This is a genomic window from Enterobacter cloacae complex sp. IR5458, from assembly GCF_049238025.1.
Classification (GTDB): domain Bacteria; phylum Pseudomonadota; class Gammaproteobacteria; order Enterobacterales; family Enterobacteriaceae; genus Enterobacter; species Enterobacter kobei.
The window spans coordinates 86,286-101,972 of sequence record NZ_JBMKIF010000002.1 but is presented as its reverse complement, the minus strand read 5'-3'; the positions used below and the strand labels follow the sequence as shown (position 1 = coordinate 101,972).

Annotated in this window: 15 protein-coding genes; 13 read left to right on the top strand and 2 right to left on the bottom strand. The window is 58.7% G+C overall.

Going from position 1 to position 15,687, the window contains the following annotated elements; genetic code table 11:
- Positions 1–221 precede the first annotated feature (221 nt).
- The 8 genes from ppsR to ACOTYN_RS01900 all read left to right on the top strand — a co-directional run bounded on the left by ppsR (position 222) and on the right by ACOTYN_RS01900 (position 8,354).
- Positions 222–1,055: a posphoenolpyruvate synthetase regulatory kinase/phosphorylase PpsR gene (ppsR, locus tag ACOTYN_RS01935; RefSeq protein WP_014883510.1), complete on the top strand. Its 834-nt coding sequence runs from the start codon at positions 222–224 to the stop codon at positions 1,053–1,055.
- Between the two features lie 152 nt (positions 1,056–1,207).
- Positions 1,208–2,254, top strand: coding sequence for a 3-deoxy-7-phosphoheptulonate synthase AroH (gene aroH, locus ACOTYN_RS01930; protein WP_032636862.1), 1,047 nt, complete (start codon positions 1,208–1,210; stop codon positions 2,252–2,254).
- Positions 2,255–2,462: 208 nt separating this feature from the next.
- The gene (hemP, locus tag ACOTYN_RS01925) at positions 2,463–2,651 is read left to right on the top strand and encodes a hemin uptake protein HemP (RefSeq protein ID WP_014883508.1); all 189 of its coding nucleotides are present in this window, start codon (positions 2,463–2,465) and stop codon (positions 2,649–2,651) included.
- Positions 2,652–2,725: 74 nt separating this feature from the next.
- Positions 2,726–4,708: a TonB-dependent hemoglobin/transferrin/lactoferrin family receptor gene (locus ACOTYN_RS01920; RefSeq protein WP_071922310.1), complete on the top strand. Its 1,983-nt coding sequence runs from the start codon at positions 2,726–2,728 to the stop codon at positions 4,706–4,708.
- 35 nt (positions 4,709–4,743) lie between these two features.
- Positions 4,744–5,772 (top strand): hemin-degrading factor, encoded by a 1,029-nt coding sequence (locus tag ACOTYN_RS01915; RefSeq protein ID WP_071922311.1) that lies wholly within the window; start codon positions 4,744–4,746, stop codon positions 5,770–5,772.
- A complete protein-coding gene (locus tag ACOTYN_RS01910; protein WP_014883505.1) occupies positions 5,769–6,590 on the top strand; it encodes a heme/hemin ABC transporter substrate-binding protein in 822 nt (273 codons plus the stop codon). The genes ACOTYN_RS01915 and ACOTYN_RS01910 overlap by 4 nt, the downstream gene beginning before the upstream one ends.
- Entirely contained in the window at positions 6,590–7,582 is a 993-nt protein-coding gene (locus ACOTYN_RS01905; RefSeq protein ID WP_071922312.1) for a FecCD family ABC transporter permease, read from the top strand. Before ACOTYN_RS01910 ends, ACOTYN_RS01905 begins: the two co-directional genes overlap by 1 nt.
- The gene (locus ACOTYN_RS01900) at positions 7,575–8,354 is read left to right on the top strand and encodes a heme ABC transporter ATP-binding protein (RefSeq protein ID WP_071922313.1); all 780 of its coding nucleotides are present in this window, start codon (positions 7,575–7,577) and stop codon (positions 8,352–8,354) included. The genes ACOTYN_RS01905 and ACOTYN_RS01900 overlap by 8 nt, the downstream gene beginning before the upstream one ends.
- On the opposite strand, the gene ACOTYN_RS01895 is transcribed toward ACOTYN_RS01900, so the two are convergent.
- Positions 8,321–9,244, bottom strand: a complete 924-nt coding sequence (locus ACOTYN_RS01895) for a LysR family transcriptional regulator (RefSeq protein ID WP_045135067.1) — start codon at positions 9,242–9,244, stop codon at positions 8,321–8,323. The genes ACOTYN_RS01900 and ACOTYN_RS01895 overlap by 34 nt on opposite strands.
- Before the next feature lie 140 nt (positions 9,245–9,384).
- On the opposite strand from ACOTYN_RS01895, the gene ACOTYN_RS01890 reads away from it, so the two are divergent.
- Genes ACOTYN_RS01890 through ACOTYN_RS01870 form a run of 5 tightly spaced genes read left to right on the top strand, consistent with a single transcriptional unit; the run spans position 9,385 to position 14,159 of the window.
- Entirely contained in the window at positions 9,385–10,092 is a 708-nt protein-coding gene (locus ACOTYN_RS01890) for a CoA transferase subunit A (protein ID WP_014883501.1), read from the top strand.
- 2 nt (positions 10,093–10,094) lie between these two features.
- A complete protein-coding gene (locus ACOTYN_RS01885) occupies positions 10,095–10,751 on the top strand; it encodes a 3-oxoacid CoA-transferase subunit B (RefSeq protein ID WP_014883500.1) in 657 nt (218 codons plus the stop codon).
- 9 nt (positions 10,752–10,760) lie between these two features.
- The gene (locus ACOTYN_RS01880) at positions 10,761–11,942 is read left to right on the top strand and encodes an acetyl-CoA C-acetyltransferase (protein ID WP_071922314.1); all 1,182 of its coding nucleotides are present in this window, start codon (positions 10,761–10,763) and stop codon (positions 11,940–11,942) included.
- A gap of 44 nt (positions 11,943–11,986) precedes the next feature.
- Positions 11,987–13,378, top strand: a complete 1,392-nt coding sequence (locus ACOTYN_RS01875) for a GntP family permease (protein ID WP_045135064.1) — start codon at positions 11,987–11,989, stop codon at positions 13,376–13,378.
- 10 nt (positions 13,379–13,388) lie between these two features.
- Positions 13,389–14,159 (top strand): 3-hydroxybutyrate dehydrogenase, encoded by a 771-nt coding sequence (locus ACOTYN_RS01870; RefSeq protein WP_023332776.1) that lies wholly within the window; start codon positions 13,389–13,391, stop codon positions 14,157–14,159.
- A 44-nt stretch (positions 14,160–14,203) separates the two neighbouring features.
- Here ACOTYN_RS01870 and selO read toward each other — a convergent pair whose 3' ends face one another.
- Positions 14,204–15,646, bottom strand: coding sequence for a protein adenylyltransferase SelO (gene selO / locus ACOTYN_RS01865; protein WP_117581553.1), 1,443 nt, complete (start codon positions 15,644–15,646; stop codon positions 14,204–14,206).
- Positions 15,647–15,687 lie beyond the last annotated feature (41 nt).

The following is a 15,687-nucleotide window of genomic DNA, read 5'->3' as shown; positions in this document are numbered from 1 at the left end:
TCAACTTTTCGGATAGTTTCCCACCAGCGATTAACCCGATGATTCCTCTATATTCAGCCGTTAACCACAAAAATAAAGCCGCTATTTGAAAAATGAAATCCACTTTTCAGGAAAATCAAAAACAGTGTTTCATTCATAATTAGGATAAGTTCTTTGCTGTGTAAATTACTTTTTTAATTTATGCTTTCAGACAATTACGTATGATATTCAGGGTGGGTAAAATGGATAATGCTGTCGATCGTCACGTTTTTTATATTTCTGATGGTACGGCGATCACCGCCGAGGTGCTGGGCCACGCGGTCATGTCGCAGTTCCCCGTATCGATTAACAGCATCACGCTGCCGTTCGTGGAAAATGAGAGCCGCGCCAAAGCGGTGAAGGACCAGATCGACGCCATCTATCAGCAGACCGGCGTCCGTCCGCTGGTGTTCTACTCCATCGTTATCCCCGAAATTCGCCACATCATTTTGCAAAGCGAGGGCTTCTGCCAGGATATCGTCCAGGCGCTGGTGGCCCCGCTCCAGAGCGAGCTGAAGCTTGACCCGACGCCTATCGCCCACCGTACCCATGGGCTGAACCCTGGCAACCTGACCAAATACGATGCGCGTATTGCCGCCATCGACTACACCCTGGCGCATGACGATGGTATTTCTCTGCGCAATCTCGACCAGGCACAGGTGATTTTACTTGGCGTGTCGCGTTGCGGTAAAACGCCGACCAGCCTCTATCTGGCGATGCAGTTCGGCATTCGCGCCGCCAACTACCCCTTTATTGCCGACGACATGGATAACCTGGTGCTGCCCGCTGCGCTCAAGCCGCTGCAGCACAAGCTGTTCGGACTAACGATTAACCCGGAGCGTCTGGCCGCGATCCGCGAAGAGCGCCGCGAGAACAGCCGCTACGCCTCCATGCGCCAGTGCCGCATGGAGGTCTCCGAAGTGGAAGCGCTGTACCGCAAAAACCAGATCCCGTGGCTGAACAGCACTAACTATTCGGTGGAAGAGATCGCCACCAAAATTCTCGACATCATGGGACTTAATCGTCGCATGTACTAATATGCTAGTACATTAACTCAGATTCGGGTATCATCCTCTGCAACAACGGGGCGGTATCGCCCCGAACTTGAAATCAGCAGGGATTGGTTTAATGTGATGCCCATCACTTCCCGGTAGTCTGCCGATGAAGCAAAAATTTTCTGAGACAAATCATGAATAAAACCGACGAACTCCGCACGGCGCGCATTGACAGCCTGGTCACACCGGCTGAACTGGCTCAGCGGCATCCCGTTTCCGCCACGGTTGCGGAACATGTTACGGCCTCCCGCCGACGTATTGAAAAAATCCTGAACGGTGAAGACAAGCGTCTTCTGGTCGTGATTGGCCCTTGCTCTATCCACGATCTGGATGCAGCACTGGATTATGCCAAACGCCTTCAGGGACTGCGGGATAAGTATCAGCATCGCCTTGAAATTGTGATGCGCACCTACTTTGAAAAACCGCGTACCGTGGTGGGCTGGAAAGGGTTGATTTCCGATCCCGATCTCAACGGCAGCTATCGTGTGAATCACGGTATTGAACTGGCGCGCAAGCTGCTGCTCCAGGTCAACGAGCTGGGCGTCCCAACGGCGACTGAATTTCTCGATATGGTGACCGGGCAGTTTATTGCCGATTTGATCAGCTGGGGCGCGATTGGCGCACGCACCACTGAAAGCCAGATCCACCGCGAGATGGCCTCCGCCCTCTCCTGTCCGGTCGGCTTTAAAAACGGGACCGATGGCAACACCCGTATCGCTGTTGACGCGATCCGCGCCTCGCGTGCCAGCCACATGTTCCTGTCGCCGGATAAAAGTGGTCATATGACTATCTACCAGACCAGCGGTAACCCTTACGGGCACATCATTATGCGTGGCGGGAAGAAACCCAATTACCATGCCGACGATATCGCCGCCGCGTGCGAAACACTGGCCGAATTCGATCTGCCGGAACATCTGGTGGTGGACTTTAGCCACGGTAACTGCCAGAAGCAGCACCGCCGCCAGCTGGACGTTTGCGATGAAATTTGCCAGCAGATCCGCAGCGGTTCAACCGCCATCGCGGGTATTATGGCCGAAAGCTTTATCAAGGAAGGCACGCAGAAAATCGTTGCCGGACAGCAGATGGTGTACGGCCAGTCAATCACCGATCCGTGCCTGAGCTGGGAAGACAGCGAACTGCTGCTGGAAAAGCTGGCGTCTGCGATAGATACGCGCTTCTGACCCCCGCCGGGTGGCGCTGCGCTTACCCGGCCTACGGTTCGTGCCCTTCTCCCTCTCCCTGTGGGAGAGGGTCGGGGTGAGGGCATCAGACCGCACCTTCCCCCAAAATTTGATCCCGTCACATTATTTTCACAAAAACGCTTGCCGTGAAATTGCAGTTTATTGATAATGATTATCATTGTTACATTGATTGTTATTTATAAACATTATGTCACCTACGGATAACCGCGCGGCAACGCCAGCAAACAAACACACAGCGCCCGCCCCTGCCTCCACCGATCGTCGCATCGACAGCAAAAGCCTGCTGGGTGATGAGGGCCGGGTGATTATCGAGCATGACGGCCAGCACTACCTGCTGCGCCAGACGAATGCCGGAAAATTGATCCTCACAAAATAAACCAAAACATTCGCCAGCCACCCAGGTGATATCCCCAGGCAGCCAGCGCTTTCGATTCTTTATGGAGAGTTACTATGCCACACCTGCATACCGCATGTTTACGCCCGTCACTTCTGGCGCTGGCGATTGTCAGTACCCTGCCGGGCGTCGCGTTTGCTGCCGCAGATGAAATAACCGTCACCGCGACCGGCAACGCCCGTAGCGCCTTCGAAGCCCCAATGATGGTGAGCGTGATTGACGCCGCTGCCCCGGAAAAACAGACCGCCAGCTCTGCCGCCGACCTGCTGCGTAACGTGCCAGGCCTGATGCTGGACGGCACCGGCCGCACCAACGGTCAGGACGTTAATCTGCGCGGTTATGACCGACGCGGCGTGCTGGTGCTGGTTGACGGCGTGCGTCAGGGTACCGACACCGGACACCTCAACAGCACGTTCCTCGACCCGGCGCTGATCAAACGTATCGAAGTTGTGCGCGGTCCGTCGGCGCTGCTCTACGGCAGCGGTGCGCTGGGTGGCGTGATTTCCTATGACACCGTTGACGCCAGAGATCTCCTGGAACCGGGCAAAAACAGCGGTTACCGCGTGTTTGGTACCGGTGCGACAGGCGATCATAGCCTCGGGATGGGGGCCAGCACCTATGGCCGCACCGATACGCTTGACGGTCTGGTGTCATGGTCCAGCCGTGACCGCGGCGATATCCGCCAGAGCGACGGCAAGCGTGCCCCAAACGACGAATCCATTAATAACATGCTGGCGAAAGGCAGCTGGAAAATCGACCCGGCTCAGACGTTAAGCGGCTCCCTGCGCTACTACAACAACGCCGCGCAGGAGCCGAAAAACCCGCAAACTCCCGATGCCACCAGCAGCAACCCCATCACCGACCGCTCCACCATCCAACGTGATGCACAGCTGGGTTACCGTCTGGCGCCGGAAGGGAACGACTGGCTGAACGCCGATGCAAAAGTTTACTGGTCAGAGGCGCGCATAAATGCCCAGAACATCGACAGCACCGGTGAGTTCCGCAAGCAGACCACCAAAGGCGGCAAAGTAGAAAACCGTACCCGCCTGTTCGGCGACACCTTTGCCTCTCACCTTTTGACCTACGGCGGGGAATATTATCGTCAGGAACAACGTCCGGGCGGCACCACCACCGGCTTCCCGGAGGCGAAAATCGACTTTAGCTCCGGCTGGCTGCAGGATGAAATCACCCTGCGCGATCTGCCCGTTACCCTGCTGGGCGGCACGCGCTATGACAACTATCGGGGTAGCAGCGAGGGCTACGACGACGTGGATGCCGACAAGTGGTCCTCCCGCGCCGGGTTAACCGTCAGCCCTACCGACTGGCTGATGCTGTTTGGCTCTTACGCTCAGGCCTTCCGCGCCCCGACCATGGGCGAGATGTATAACGACGCCAAACACTTCTCCATCGGCAGTTTCTACACTAACTACTGGGTGCCTAACCCGAACCTGCGCCCGGAAACCAACGAAACGCAGGAGTTTGGTTTTGGCCTGCGCTTTGACGACCTGATGCTCGCCAACGATGGGCTGGAGTTCAAGGCCAGCTATTTCGATACCAAAGCCAAAGATTACATCTCCACCACCGTCAATTTTGCCGCGGCGACCACCATGTCGTACAACGTTCCGAACGCCAAAATCTGGGGCTGGGACGTGATGGCAAAATACTCGGCTGACCTGTTTAACCTCGATCTGGCCTATAACCGCACGCGCGGAAAAGATACCGATACCGGCGAGTACATCTCCAGCATCAACCCGGACACCGTCACCAGCAGGCTGGATATTCCGGTGGCGCAAAGCGGCTTCTCCGTGGGCTGGATCGGCACCTTTGTCGATCGTTCAACCCATGTCAGCAGCAGTTACAGCAAACAGCCGGGCTATGCGGTCAACGACATCTACGTCAGCTATAAGGGCCAGGAGCAGCTCAAGGGCATCACCACCACGCTGGTGCTGGGTAACGCCTTCGACAAGGAATACTGGTCTCCTCAGGGTATTCCGCAGGACGGTCGTAACGGCAAGATTTTTGTGAGTTATCAGTGGTAATTCCCCGCGGGGCAACTATTCAGAAGGAAAAGACAATGGATCACTACACGCGCTGGCTGGCGCTAAAAGAAGAAAACCCGGGTAAGTATGCGCGCGATATTGCAGGGTTAATGAACCTCAGTGAAGCAGAACTGACCTTTGCGCGCGTGGGTCATGATGCCTGGCGACTGCGCGGTGAAATTCGCGAGATCTTAGGCGCGCTTGAAGCCGTAGGGGAAACAAAATGCATCTGCCGCAACGACTACGCCGTTCACGAACAGTCAGGCAGCTTCACCCATCAGCACCTGAACGGCCACGCCGGGCTGGTGTTGAACCCGCGCGGACTGGATCTGCGCCTGTTCCTCAACCAGTGGGCAAGCGCGTTTCATCTCAGCGAAACCACCGCACGCGGCGAGCGGCAGAGCATTCAGTTTTTCGATCATCAGGGTGATGCCGTACTGAAAGTTTACGCCACGGACAACACCGACCTCGCCGCCTGGGCTGACGTGTTGACCCGCTTTATCTTTGCCGATAACCCACCGCTTGAGCTGAAGGCTGCCGAGGCCCCGCTGCATGCCGAAAATGCAGATGCCGCCCTCGTGGACAAAGCGTGGCGTGCGATGACTGACGTGCACCAGTTCTTCGGCCTGCTGAAACGCCACAACCTCAGCCGCCAGCAGGCATTTCGCCTGGTGGGCGACGACCTCGCCTGCCAGGTTGAAAACAACGCGCTGGCACTGCTGCTGGAAACCGCGCGCCAGCACGGCAACGAAATCATGATCTTCGTGGGTAACCGCGGCTGCGTGCAGATCTTCACCGGCGCGGTGGAAAAAGTCGTGCCGATGAAAGGCTGGCTGAACATCTTTAACCCCACCTTTACCCTGCATCTGCTGGAGGAGACGATTGCGGAGAGCTGGGTCACGCGCAAACCGACTGCAGACGGTCACGTCACCAGCCTGGAACTGTTTGCCGCAGACGGCACGCAAATTGCCCAGCTGTATGGTCAGCGTACGGAAGGCGAGCCGGAGCAGAGCCAGTGGCGTAGCCAGATTGATGCCCTGACGCCAAAAGGGCTGGCCGCATGAAAACGTGGTTTGCCCTGCTGAGCGCCCTGCCACTGGTGGCGTTTGCCGCCGCGCAGGAGAAAATTGTCACCCTTGGCGGCGACGTCACGGAGATTGTCTATGCGCTTGGCGCGGACTCTTCGCTGGTCGCACGCGACAGTACCAGCCAGTGGCCGCAGGCAGCGAACGCGCTCCCCGATGTGGGCTATTTGCGCCAGCTTAACGCCGAAGGGATTTTGTCCATGCGTCCCACGCTGGTGCTGGCCAGCGACCAGGCGCAGCCATCTCTGGCGTTAAAGCAGGTTGAACGCAGTCACGTCAGGGTGATTACCGTTCCTGGCCGCAACGATCTGAGCGTCATTGACGAAAAGATCCGCATTATTGCCGAGGCCACGCACCGTGAAGCGCAGGGAGAGAGCCTGCGCCGCTCGCTACGTCAGGCGGTGGCGGCTCTGCCCGCAGAACCGCTCAACAAGCGGGTGCTGTTTATCCTCAACCACGGGGGAATGACCGCCATGGCCGCCGGACAGCAAACCGGCGCCGATGCCGCCATCCGTGCCGCCGGGTTACAGAACGCGATGCAGGGTTTCACGCGGTATCAGCCGCTGTCGCAGGAAGGGATTATTGCCAGCCAGCCCGACATGGTGGTGATTTCGCAGGACGGCGTGAACGCGCTGGGTGGCGAGGCGAATCTGTGGAAGCTGCCCGGACTGGCGCAAACCCCGGCGGGACGGCACAAACAGCTGCTGGCGATTGATGACATGGCGCTGCTGGGTTTCAGCGTGCGCACGCCGGAAGCCATCCGGCAGTTGCGTGCTAAAGCGGAGCAACTGCCCTGATGTCCCGGCGGATCGCACTGTCGCTGTGGATGCTGGCCGCAATTCTGAGCATCATGACCCTTACGGCAACAGGCTTTGGGGCATTGCCTCTGCCGGTCAGCCTGCTGTGGAACGGCAGCGATGAGGCGATGCGTCAGATCTGGCTGACCATTCGCCTGCCCCGCGTACTGCTGGCGCTGGTGATTGGCGGCGCGCTGGCGCTGGCCGGGTGCGTGATGCAGGGACTGTTCCGCAACCCGCTGGCAGACCCGGGTTTGCTTGGGATCAGCAGCGGCGCGGCGCTGGCGGTCGCGATGTGGGTGGTTATTCCTGTCACGTTGCCGGCCCTGATGATGCTTTACGCCCCGATGGTTGCGGCATTCCTCGGCGCGCTGGCTGCAACCGTTGTGATCTTCCTGCTCAGCCAGCAGCGTCACGGTTCCCTGTCCCGTTTACTGCTGGTGGGGATCGCCATCAACGCTCTGTGCGGCGCGGCCGTCGGTCTCCTTTCCTGGCTTAGCAACGATGCGCAGCTTCGCCAGCTTTCGCTCTGGGGAATGGGCAGCCTCGGGCAGGCGCAGTGGTCCACCCTGCTTGCGGTGACCTCGCTGATGGTGCCTGCGGTTCTGATTATCTGGCGGCTGGCTGGTCCACTCAATTTGCTGCAGCTGGGTGATGAAGAGGCGCACTATCTCGGGGTGGATGTTGCCCGGGTACAGCGGATCCTGCTGCTGTGCAGCGCCCTGCTGGTCGCTGCGGCGGTGGCCATCAGCGGCGTGATTGGCTTTGTTGGCCTTGTAGTCCCACACCTGATGCGTATGTGGCTGGGGGCCGACCACCGGGCCGCGATCCCCGGCTCGGTGCTGGCCGGAGCGTTACTGCTGCTGGCTGCCGATACGCTGGCGCGCACTCTGGTCCCCCCGGCGGAAATGCCCGTCGGGTTGTTGACCAGCCTTCTCGGTGCGCCGTGGTTCCTGTGGCTTATCTTTCGTCGTGGAGGTGCGCATGGCTGAACGCTATTGTGCGGAAAACCTGGTCTTTCACGCCGGGCAACGGACGCTGATCGACGATGTATCACTGACCTTATCTCAGGGTGAGCTGGTCGCGTTGATTGGCCCTAACGGTGCCGGGAAATCGACATTATTACGGCTGCTGACCGGCTATCTCACACCCGCAAGCGGGCGGTGCAGTCTGGCAGGCACGCCGCTTGCGGACTGGCCAACGGAGACCCTCGCCCGCTACCGGGCAGTGATGCGTCAAAATACGCAGCCCGGATTCGACTGGCCGGTGGAAGCCGTGGTCGGTATGGGGCGCGCGCCCTGGACGCGCTCCCCTGAGACGTCAGTGGTTGAGGAGGTCATGGCGATCACAGGCTGTTTACCCCTGGCGGGCAGACGCTATTCGGCACTCTCCGGAGGCGAGCAGCAACGGATCCAGCTCGCTCGGGCGCTGGCCCAACTCTGGTGCGACGGCGCCCCGCGCGGCTGGCTGTTTCTTGATGAACCGACCTCCGCACTGGATCTCTTCCACCAGCAACATCTGCTGCGCCTGATGAAAACCCTGACCCGTCGGGGGCATCTCCACGTCTGCGTGGTTCTGCACGATCTTAATCTGGCGGCACTGTGGGCGGATCGTATCCTGCTGCTGCATAACGGCAGGCTGGTCTCCCGGGGGGCACCGGAGGACGTTTTGCAGGCCGGGACGCTGGCGCGCTGGTATGGCGCGCAGGTGCTGGTCGGCAGCCATCCGGCTCATGCCGTGCCGCAGGTGTTCCTCGCTCCCTGAGCGGGGTGGTAAAAATCCTTCAGCGTTTCCAGCAGGGCATGCGCCGCTTTAGAGAGCTGCGTGTGCCCGGGATGGATCACCCCGATGCACTTTTCAATGGGCGGGTTATCCAGCGGAATACAGACCGCCCCCAGGGAAGCCATCTGCGCCTCGCAGAGCGCCGGCACGGCGCTGCCACCCAGCCCGCTGGCGACCATGCGCCCTACCGTCACCAGTTGATGACTCTCCAGCGCCACGTCCAGCTTTCTGCCGCTCCGCGCCAGCTCCTCCTCCATCATCAGACGTACCGCCGAAGGGCGCTGCAGGGTGATGAAATCCAGCGTCAGCAACTCCTCCCATGCCAGGCGTTTTTTTCCCGCAAGCGCGGAATCTTTCGGCACAATGGCGACAAACCTGTCCAGCCCCAGCGGCGTAAACAGCAGGTTATGCGTGGGTGCCGGCTCAAAAGCTATTCCCATCTCAACCCGCCCTTCCCGCACCATCTCAATCACCTGCTCGTTGATGACATCATGCACGGTGACGTTAACCCCGGCATGGCGATCGCGAAACGCTTTCAGCACTTCCGGTAAAACGTTGGCGGCAAACGACGGCATCGCCGCGACCGAGATTTTGCCGCGCTGGAGCGTAAAGCACTGGTGCATTGCCTCTTCCACGTTATCCCAGTCGGCCAGCAGCTGCCGCGCCATCGGCAGAAATGTTTCTCCCTCCTGCGTGAGGGCAACCTTGCGCGTGCTCCGCTGCAACAGCGGCCCACCGAGCGCATCTTCCAGGCTTTTAATCGTCAGGCTCAGCGCTGGCTGGGAAAGATTTAAGCGTTCGCTGGCGTGCGCGAAATTGAGAGTGTGAGCTACCGCTAAAAACGCGCGTAACTGTTTGACACTCATTCTCATTTTTCATCCTGTTAACTAATTGAAAAAATTTAGTTAACAGGAAATTAATAAGAAATCCAAATGAGTGGGTCACAAATTCAAAATTAACAAATGAGTCGCCACCCCTAATGATACCGGCACGGTTAACGGGAGGGATGACTATGGCAGGACTGGATAAGCGCGTCAGCAGCTATGCGCAGGCGCTGGATGGGCTGACGGACGGCATGACCTTGCTGGCGGGCGGCTTCGGGCTGTGCGGTATTCCTGAGAACCTGATTGCAGAGGTTCGACGCCGTCAGGTGAAAGATCTGACGGTCGTGTCAAACAACTGCGGCGTGGATGGTTTCGGTCTGGGGATACTGCTCGAAACGCGCCAGGTTCGCAAAGTGGTGGCGTCTTACGTCGGCGAGAACGCGCTGTTTGAGCAGCAGGTACTGAGCGGGGAACTGGCAATCGAACTTACTCCGCAGGGGACGCTGGCAGAAAAGGTCCGCGCGGGCGGGGCCGGTATTCCGGCGTTTTATACGGCTACCGGTTATGGCACCCCCGTGGCAGCGGGCAAAGATGTGCGCCAGTTTGGCGGTAAAAATTACATTCTTGAAGAGGCCATTACCGGTGATTTCGCGCTGGTTAAGGGCTGGAAAGCGGACTGGTACGGCAACGTTATCTATCGCCATACCGCGCAAAATTTTAATCCACTGATGGCAACGGCGGGCCGAATCACGGTTGTGGAGGTGGAAGAGATTGTTCCGCCGGGTGAACTGCCTCCGTCGGCTATTCATACGCCGGGAATTTACGTCGACAGGCTGATTGTCGGCCAGTTTGAAAAACGCATTGAACAGCGCACGCTGCGCGCGCAAGGAGTCTGACGATGTTAACCCGAGAACAGATGGCGATGCGCGTCGCCCGCGAACTGCGCGACGGGTATTACGTCAACCTGGGGATCGGCATCCCTACGCTGGTGGCGAATTATATTCCCCCGGAAATGGACGTGATGCTGCAGTCGGAAAACGGTCTGCTCGGAATGGGGGCTTTTCCCGATGAGCAGAGCCTTGATGCCGACATGATCAACGCCGGAAAACAGACGGTCACTGCGCGGACCGGCGCGGCCATTTTCGACTCGGCCCAGTCGTTTGCCATGATCCGCGGCGGCCATGTGGATCTGACCGTGCTGGGCGCATTTGAAGTCGATGTCGAGGGCAACATTGCCTCGTGGATGATCCCCGGAAAGATGGTGAAAGGGATGGGTGGCGCGATGGATCTCGTTGCCGGGGCGCAGAACATCATTGTGGTGATGACCCACGCTGCAAAAAACGGTGACTCCAAACTGCTGCCGCGCTGCACGCTGCCGCTCACCGGTGTGGGCTGCATCCGTCGGGTCCTGACCGATCTCGCGTTGCTGGAGATAGCGGACGGCGCGTTCATCCTGCGGGAGTACGCCCCGGGTGTCGGTATCGACGAGATTGTCCGTAAAACGGCCGGAAAAATCATTGTGGCGGACGACGTTCGCGAGATGCGCTTCAACTGAGGACTCAACATGAAAAAGGTCATGATTGTCGGGGCAACGCGAACCCCCATTGGCAGTTTTCGCGGTTCGCTCTCGCCCCTTTCAGCCATTGAGCTGGGTGCCGTCACGGTACAGCGTCTGCTGGAGAGCAGCGGCCTTCACCCAGAGCAAATAGACGAACTGGTTTTCGGTCAGGTGCTGACGGCCGGGTGTGGACAAAACCCCGCCCGCCAGACGGCCATCACTGCCGGATTACCCGTCAGCACCCCGGCGACAACGGTCAATCTGGTGTGCGGCGCGGGGTTGAAAGCGGTACAGCTCGCCGCCCAGGCAATCCGCTGCGGTGACGCAGACGTGGTTATCGCTGGCGGCCAGGAGAGCATGAGTAACGCCCCGTATCTGCTGGATGGCGCACGTTCAGGGCTGCGTTTTGGGCATACGGGCCTGCAGGACAGCATGATCACCGACGGCCTGTGGGACGCCTTCAACGATTACCACATGGGCATCACTGCGGAAAACGTCGCCCGTGAGTACGGCATTTCCCGCGAGCAACAGGATGCCTTCGCCTTCCGGTCACAGCAAAAGGCAGCGTCCGCCATTGAGACTGGTCGGTTTGACGCCGAAATAGCGCCAGTGACGGTGAAACAGGGCAAACGTGCGCCACAGATTGTCCGCCATGATGAACAGCCACGCCCGGAAACCACCGCCGGGCAGCTTGCACAGCTTCGCCCCGCATTTTTGCATGACGAGGGCACGATCACGGCCGGGAACGCCTCCACCCTTAACGATGGTGCCGCCGCGGTACTGCTGATGAGCGAGGAAAAGGCGCGGGAAAGCGGGTTACCTGTTCTTGGCCACATTGTGAGTTACGCCGTGACAGGCGTTGATCCGTCGGTGATGGGCATCGGCCCGGTCAGCGCCTGCCGGACGGCGCTGGCGCGGGCGGGCTGGACGCTCGACGACGTCGATCTCATTGAAGCCAACGAAGCCTTTGCCGCACAGGCACTGGCGGTGGGCAAAGAGCTTGGCTGGGATGAACAGAACGTCAACGTTAACGGTGGCGCCATCGCCCTGGGCCATCCGATTGGCGCATCCGGCTGTCGCATCCTGGTGACCCTGCTCCATGAAATGCAGCGCCGGGGGGTAACAAAGGGACTTGCCACCCTGTGCGTTGGCGGCGGACAAGGCATTGCCCTGACCGTTGAGCGTTAAACCTCTCGTTGGTACCCGAATAATAATTAAAGTGAGGAGTCGTAATGAGTGTGTTAATAGCCCTGGCGGCGCTGGGATTACTGATGCTGGCGGCCTACCGCGGATACAGCGTGATTTTGTTTGCGCCGATTGCGGCGCTTGGTGCCGTGCTGCTGACCGATCCGGGTGCCGTCGGCCCGACGTTTACTGGCCTGTTTATGGAAAAGATGGTCGGCTTCGTTAAACTCTATTTCCCGGTGTTCCTGCTGGGGGCGGTGTTTGGCAAGCTGATTGAGCTTTCCGGTTTTTCACGATCCATCGTTGCCGCCGCGATCCAGATCCTCGGTCGTCGGCACGCTATCCCCGTGATAGTCCTGGTGTGTGCGCTGTTAACCTACGGCGGCGTGTCGCTGTTCGTGGTGGCATTTGCGGTGTACCCGTTTGCCGCCGAATTGTTCCGCCAGAGCGGCATTCCTAAACGGTTAATCCCCGCTACCGTGGCGCTGGGGGCGTTCTCGTTTACCATGGACGCCCTGCCCGGCACGCCGCAAATCCAGAACATTATTCCCACCAGCTTCTTTGGCACTAACGCCTGGGCGGCCCCGTGGCTGGGTCTTATCGGCTCTCTGTTTATTATCTTCTTTGGCCTGCTCTGGCTGGAGCGGCAGCGGCGTAAGGCGATCAATAACAATGAAGGTTATGGCACGGACCTGAAAAACGAACCTGAAACGCCGGACAATATTCATCTCCCGCATCCGCTGATTGCTCTCTCCCCGCTGCTGGTCGTGGGTATATTGAACCTGCTGTTTACCCGCTGGATCCCCGGCTGGTACGGTACGAGTCATGAGCTTACCCTGCCAGGACTGGCGAAACCGATTGTGACCGAGGTGAGCAAGATCACCGCCATCTGGGCCGTGGAGGCGGCGCTGCTCTCCGGTATTGTGCTGGTGTTGATTTTTGGTTTTCGCAATATCCGGGGACGTCTGGCAGAAGGCAGCCGAACGGCGGTGAGCGGCGCCATCCTCGCGGCGATGAATACCGCGTCCGAATACGGTTTCGGCGCGGTTATCGCCGCCCTGCCCGGTTTTCTGGTGTTATCTAAAGCGCTGTCTGCCATCCCGAACCCGTTGCTGAACGAAGCCATCAGCGTGACCGTTCTCGCCGGGATCACCGGCTCAGCGTCCGGCGGAATGAGTATTGCCCTTGCGGCCATGGCGGACACCTTTGTTGCTGCCGCCCACGCGGCCAATATCCCGCTTGAGGTGTTGCACCGCGTGGCGTCAATGGCAAGCGGCGGGATGGATACGCTTCCCCATAACGGGGCGGTGATTACCTTGCTGGCCATCACCGGCCTGAGCCATCGTCAGGCCTACGGCGGCATTTTCGCTATCACTATCATTAAAAGCCTGGCAGTGCTTTTTGTCATTGCCGTGTTCTATCTGACCGGCATTGTGTAAGGAGAGAAAAATGAATCTGAACGGTAAAATCGCCCTGGTGACCGGCTCGACAAGCGGCATTGGCCTGGGGATCGCTCGCGTGCTGGCGAAATCAGGGGCGCAGTTAATTCTCAACGGTTTCGGTGACAGCGGCTCAGCGCGAGAAGAAATTGCACAACTGGGCAAAAAGCCGGGCTACCACGATGCCGACCTGCGTGACGTGTTGCAGATTGAAGCCATGATGCGCTACGCCGAATCGCAGTTTGGCGGCGTGGATATTCTTGTTAACAATGCCGGGATACAGCATGTGGCTCCGGTGGAGACCTTCCCGGTGGAGAAATGGAACGACATTATCGCCATTAACCTTTCTGCGGTGTTTCACACCAGCCGGCTGGCGTTGCCCGCCATGCGTGAACAAAACTGGGGACGCATCATTAATATCGCCTCCGTTCACGGGCTGGTTGCGTCGAAAGAGAAGTCCGCCTACGTTGCCGCCAAGCATGGCGTGGTGGGCTTTACCAAATCCCTGGCGCTGGAAACCGCACGCACCGGCGTGACCGCCAATGCCCTCTGCCCGGGGTGGGTACTGACCCCGCTGGTACAACAGCAAATCGATAAGCGCATCGCGGATGGCGTCCCGCCGGAACTGGCGCAAGACCAGCTTCTCGGGGAAAAGCAGCCTTCAGGTGAATTTGTCACCCCGGAGCAGTTGGGCGAACTGGCGCTGTTTTTATGCAGCGACAGCGCCGTTAACGTTCGCGGCGCCGCGTGGAATATGGATGGCGGCTGGGTGGCACAGTGAGTTTCTGGCCGGGTAAGGCGAAGCCGCTACACGGCCAGAAATGTTTAGCTTGAGCAACTCACTTCCAGCCGTTTGCCCCAGTCTGGCGGGCGGCTGATATAGTCATCATCCCGGTCGGCAAACGGCGTGCGCAACGCCAGGTGCAGACGGTGCAACTCGTCATACTCTCCCTGCTCTGCCTGTTCAATCGCCCGCTGCGCCAGCCAGTTGCGCAACACCATCGCGGGATTCGTCGCGTTCATCTGCGTCTGACGGGCGGCGTCATCGACCTGTTCCTGCTGCAAGCGGGAGCGGTAACGTGCAAACCAGTCGTCAAAGGCCTGCCTGTCAATAAACTCGTCGCGCAGCGGCGAGGCAGCACTGTGCTGCTCCGTCTGGCCCAGCATCCGGAAAGTGCGGGTATAATCACTCCCCTCACGCGCCATCAGTGCAAACAGATCGTTCAGGATCTCGTTATCCCCTTTCTCCTGGGTCATCAGCCCCAGCTTGTTGCGCATCAGCGTGCCATATTCTCGCAGCAAAACGTCCTGATAGCTGTCGAGTGTATCATTCAGGGCATCGACATCCATAAACGGCGACAATGTTTGCGCAAACCGCTGCAGGTTCCATAGCCCAACCGCTGGCTGGTTGTCAAAACTGTAACGTCCCTGATAGTCAGAGTGGTTGCAGATATACCCCGGCTGATAATCATCCAGAAAACCAAACGGCCCATAATCAAAGGTCAGCCCGAGGAGCGACATGTTGTCAGTGTTCATTACCCCATGCGCAAAGCCCACCGTTTGCCAGCGAGCAATCATCCTGGCGGTACGGGCGACCACGTCCCGGAACCAGAGAACGTATTTATCAGCCTCATCCTGCAAATGCGCCCAATGGCGGCGAATAGCGTAGTCCGCGAGCTGACGAACCTTGTCCGTCTCACGACGATAGTAAAAGTGCTCAAAATGGCCAAAGCGCAGATGGCTTTGTGCGATACGCATCAGCATCGCCCCTTTTTCTACCGTTTCGCGCATAACCGGCGTGTCGCTGGTGACAATCGACAGCGCGCGCGTGGTGGGGATCCCCAGAGCATGCATGGCTTCAGATGCCAGGCATTCACGTATTGTTGAACGTAATACTGCGCGGCCATCGCCCATCCGAGAATAAGGGGTAAGACCTGCACCTTTCAGATGCCAGTCAACCGTCTCTCCGTTGGAAAGCTGTTGTTCGCCCAGCAGGATCCCCCTGCCGTCGCCCAGCTGTCCCGCCCAGACGCCAAACTGGTGTCCGCTATAGACCTGGGCAAGAGGTTGCATACCGGGCAGAAGCGTTTCGCCTCCCCAGACGCCCGCGCCCCCGGAAGGCTTAAACATCTCAGGCGGAACGGCCAGTTCATCGGCCAGCCGGTCGTTGTGCCAGATAAGACGTGAATTGTGTAACGGTGTGGGTTTGAGTGCGGTGTAAAAGCCAGGCAACTCGTCATGCCAGTGTGCAGTAAAAGACAGGGTCATAAGTCCTCCTGCTTTTAGTGTAGAGGGTTTGCCCGAACTTA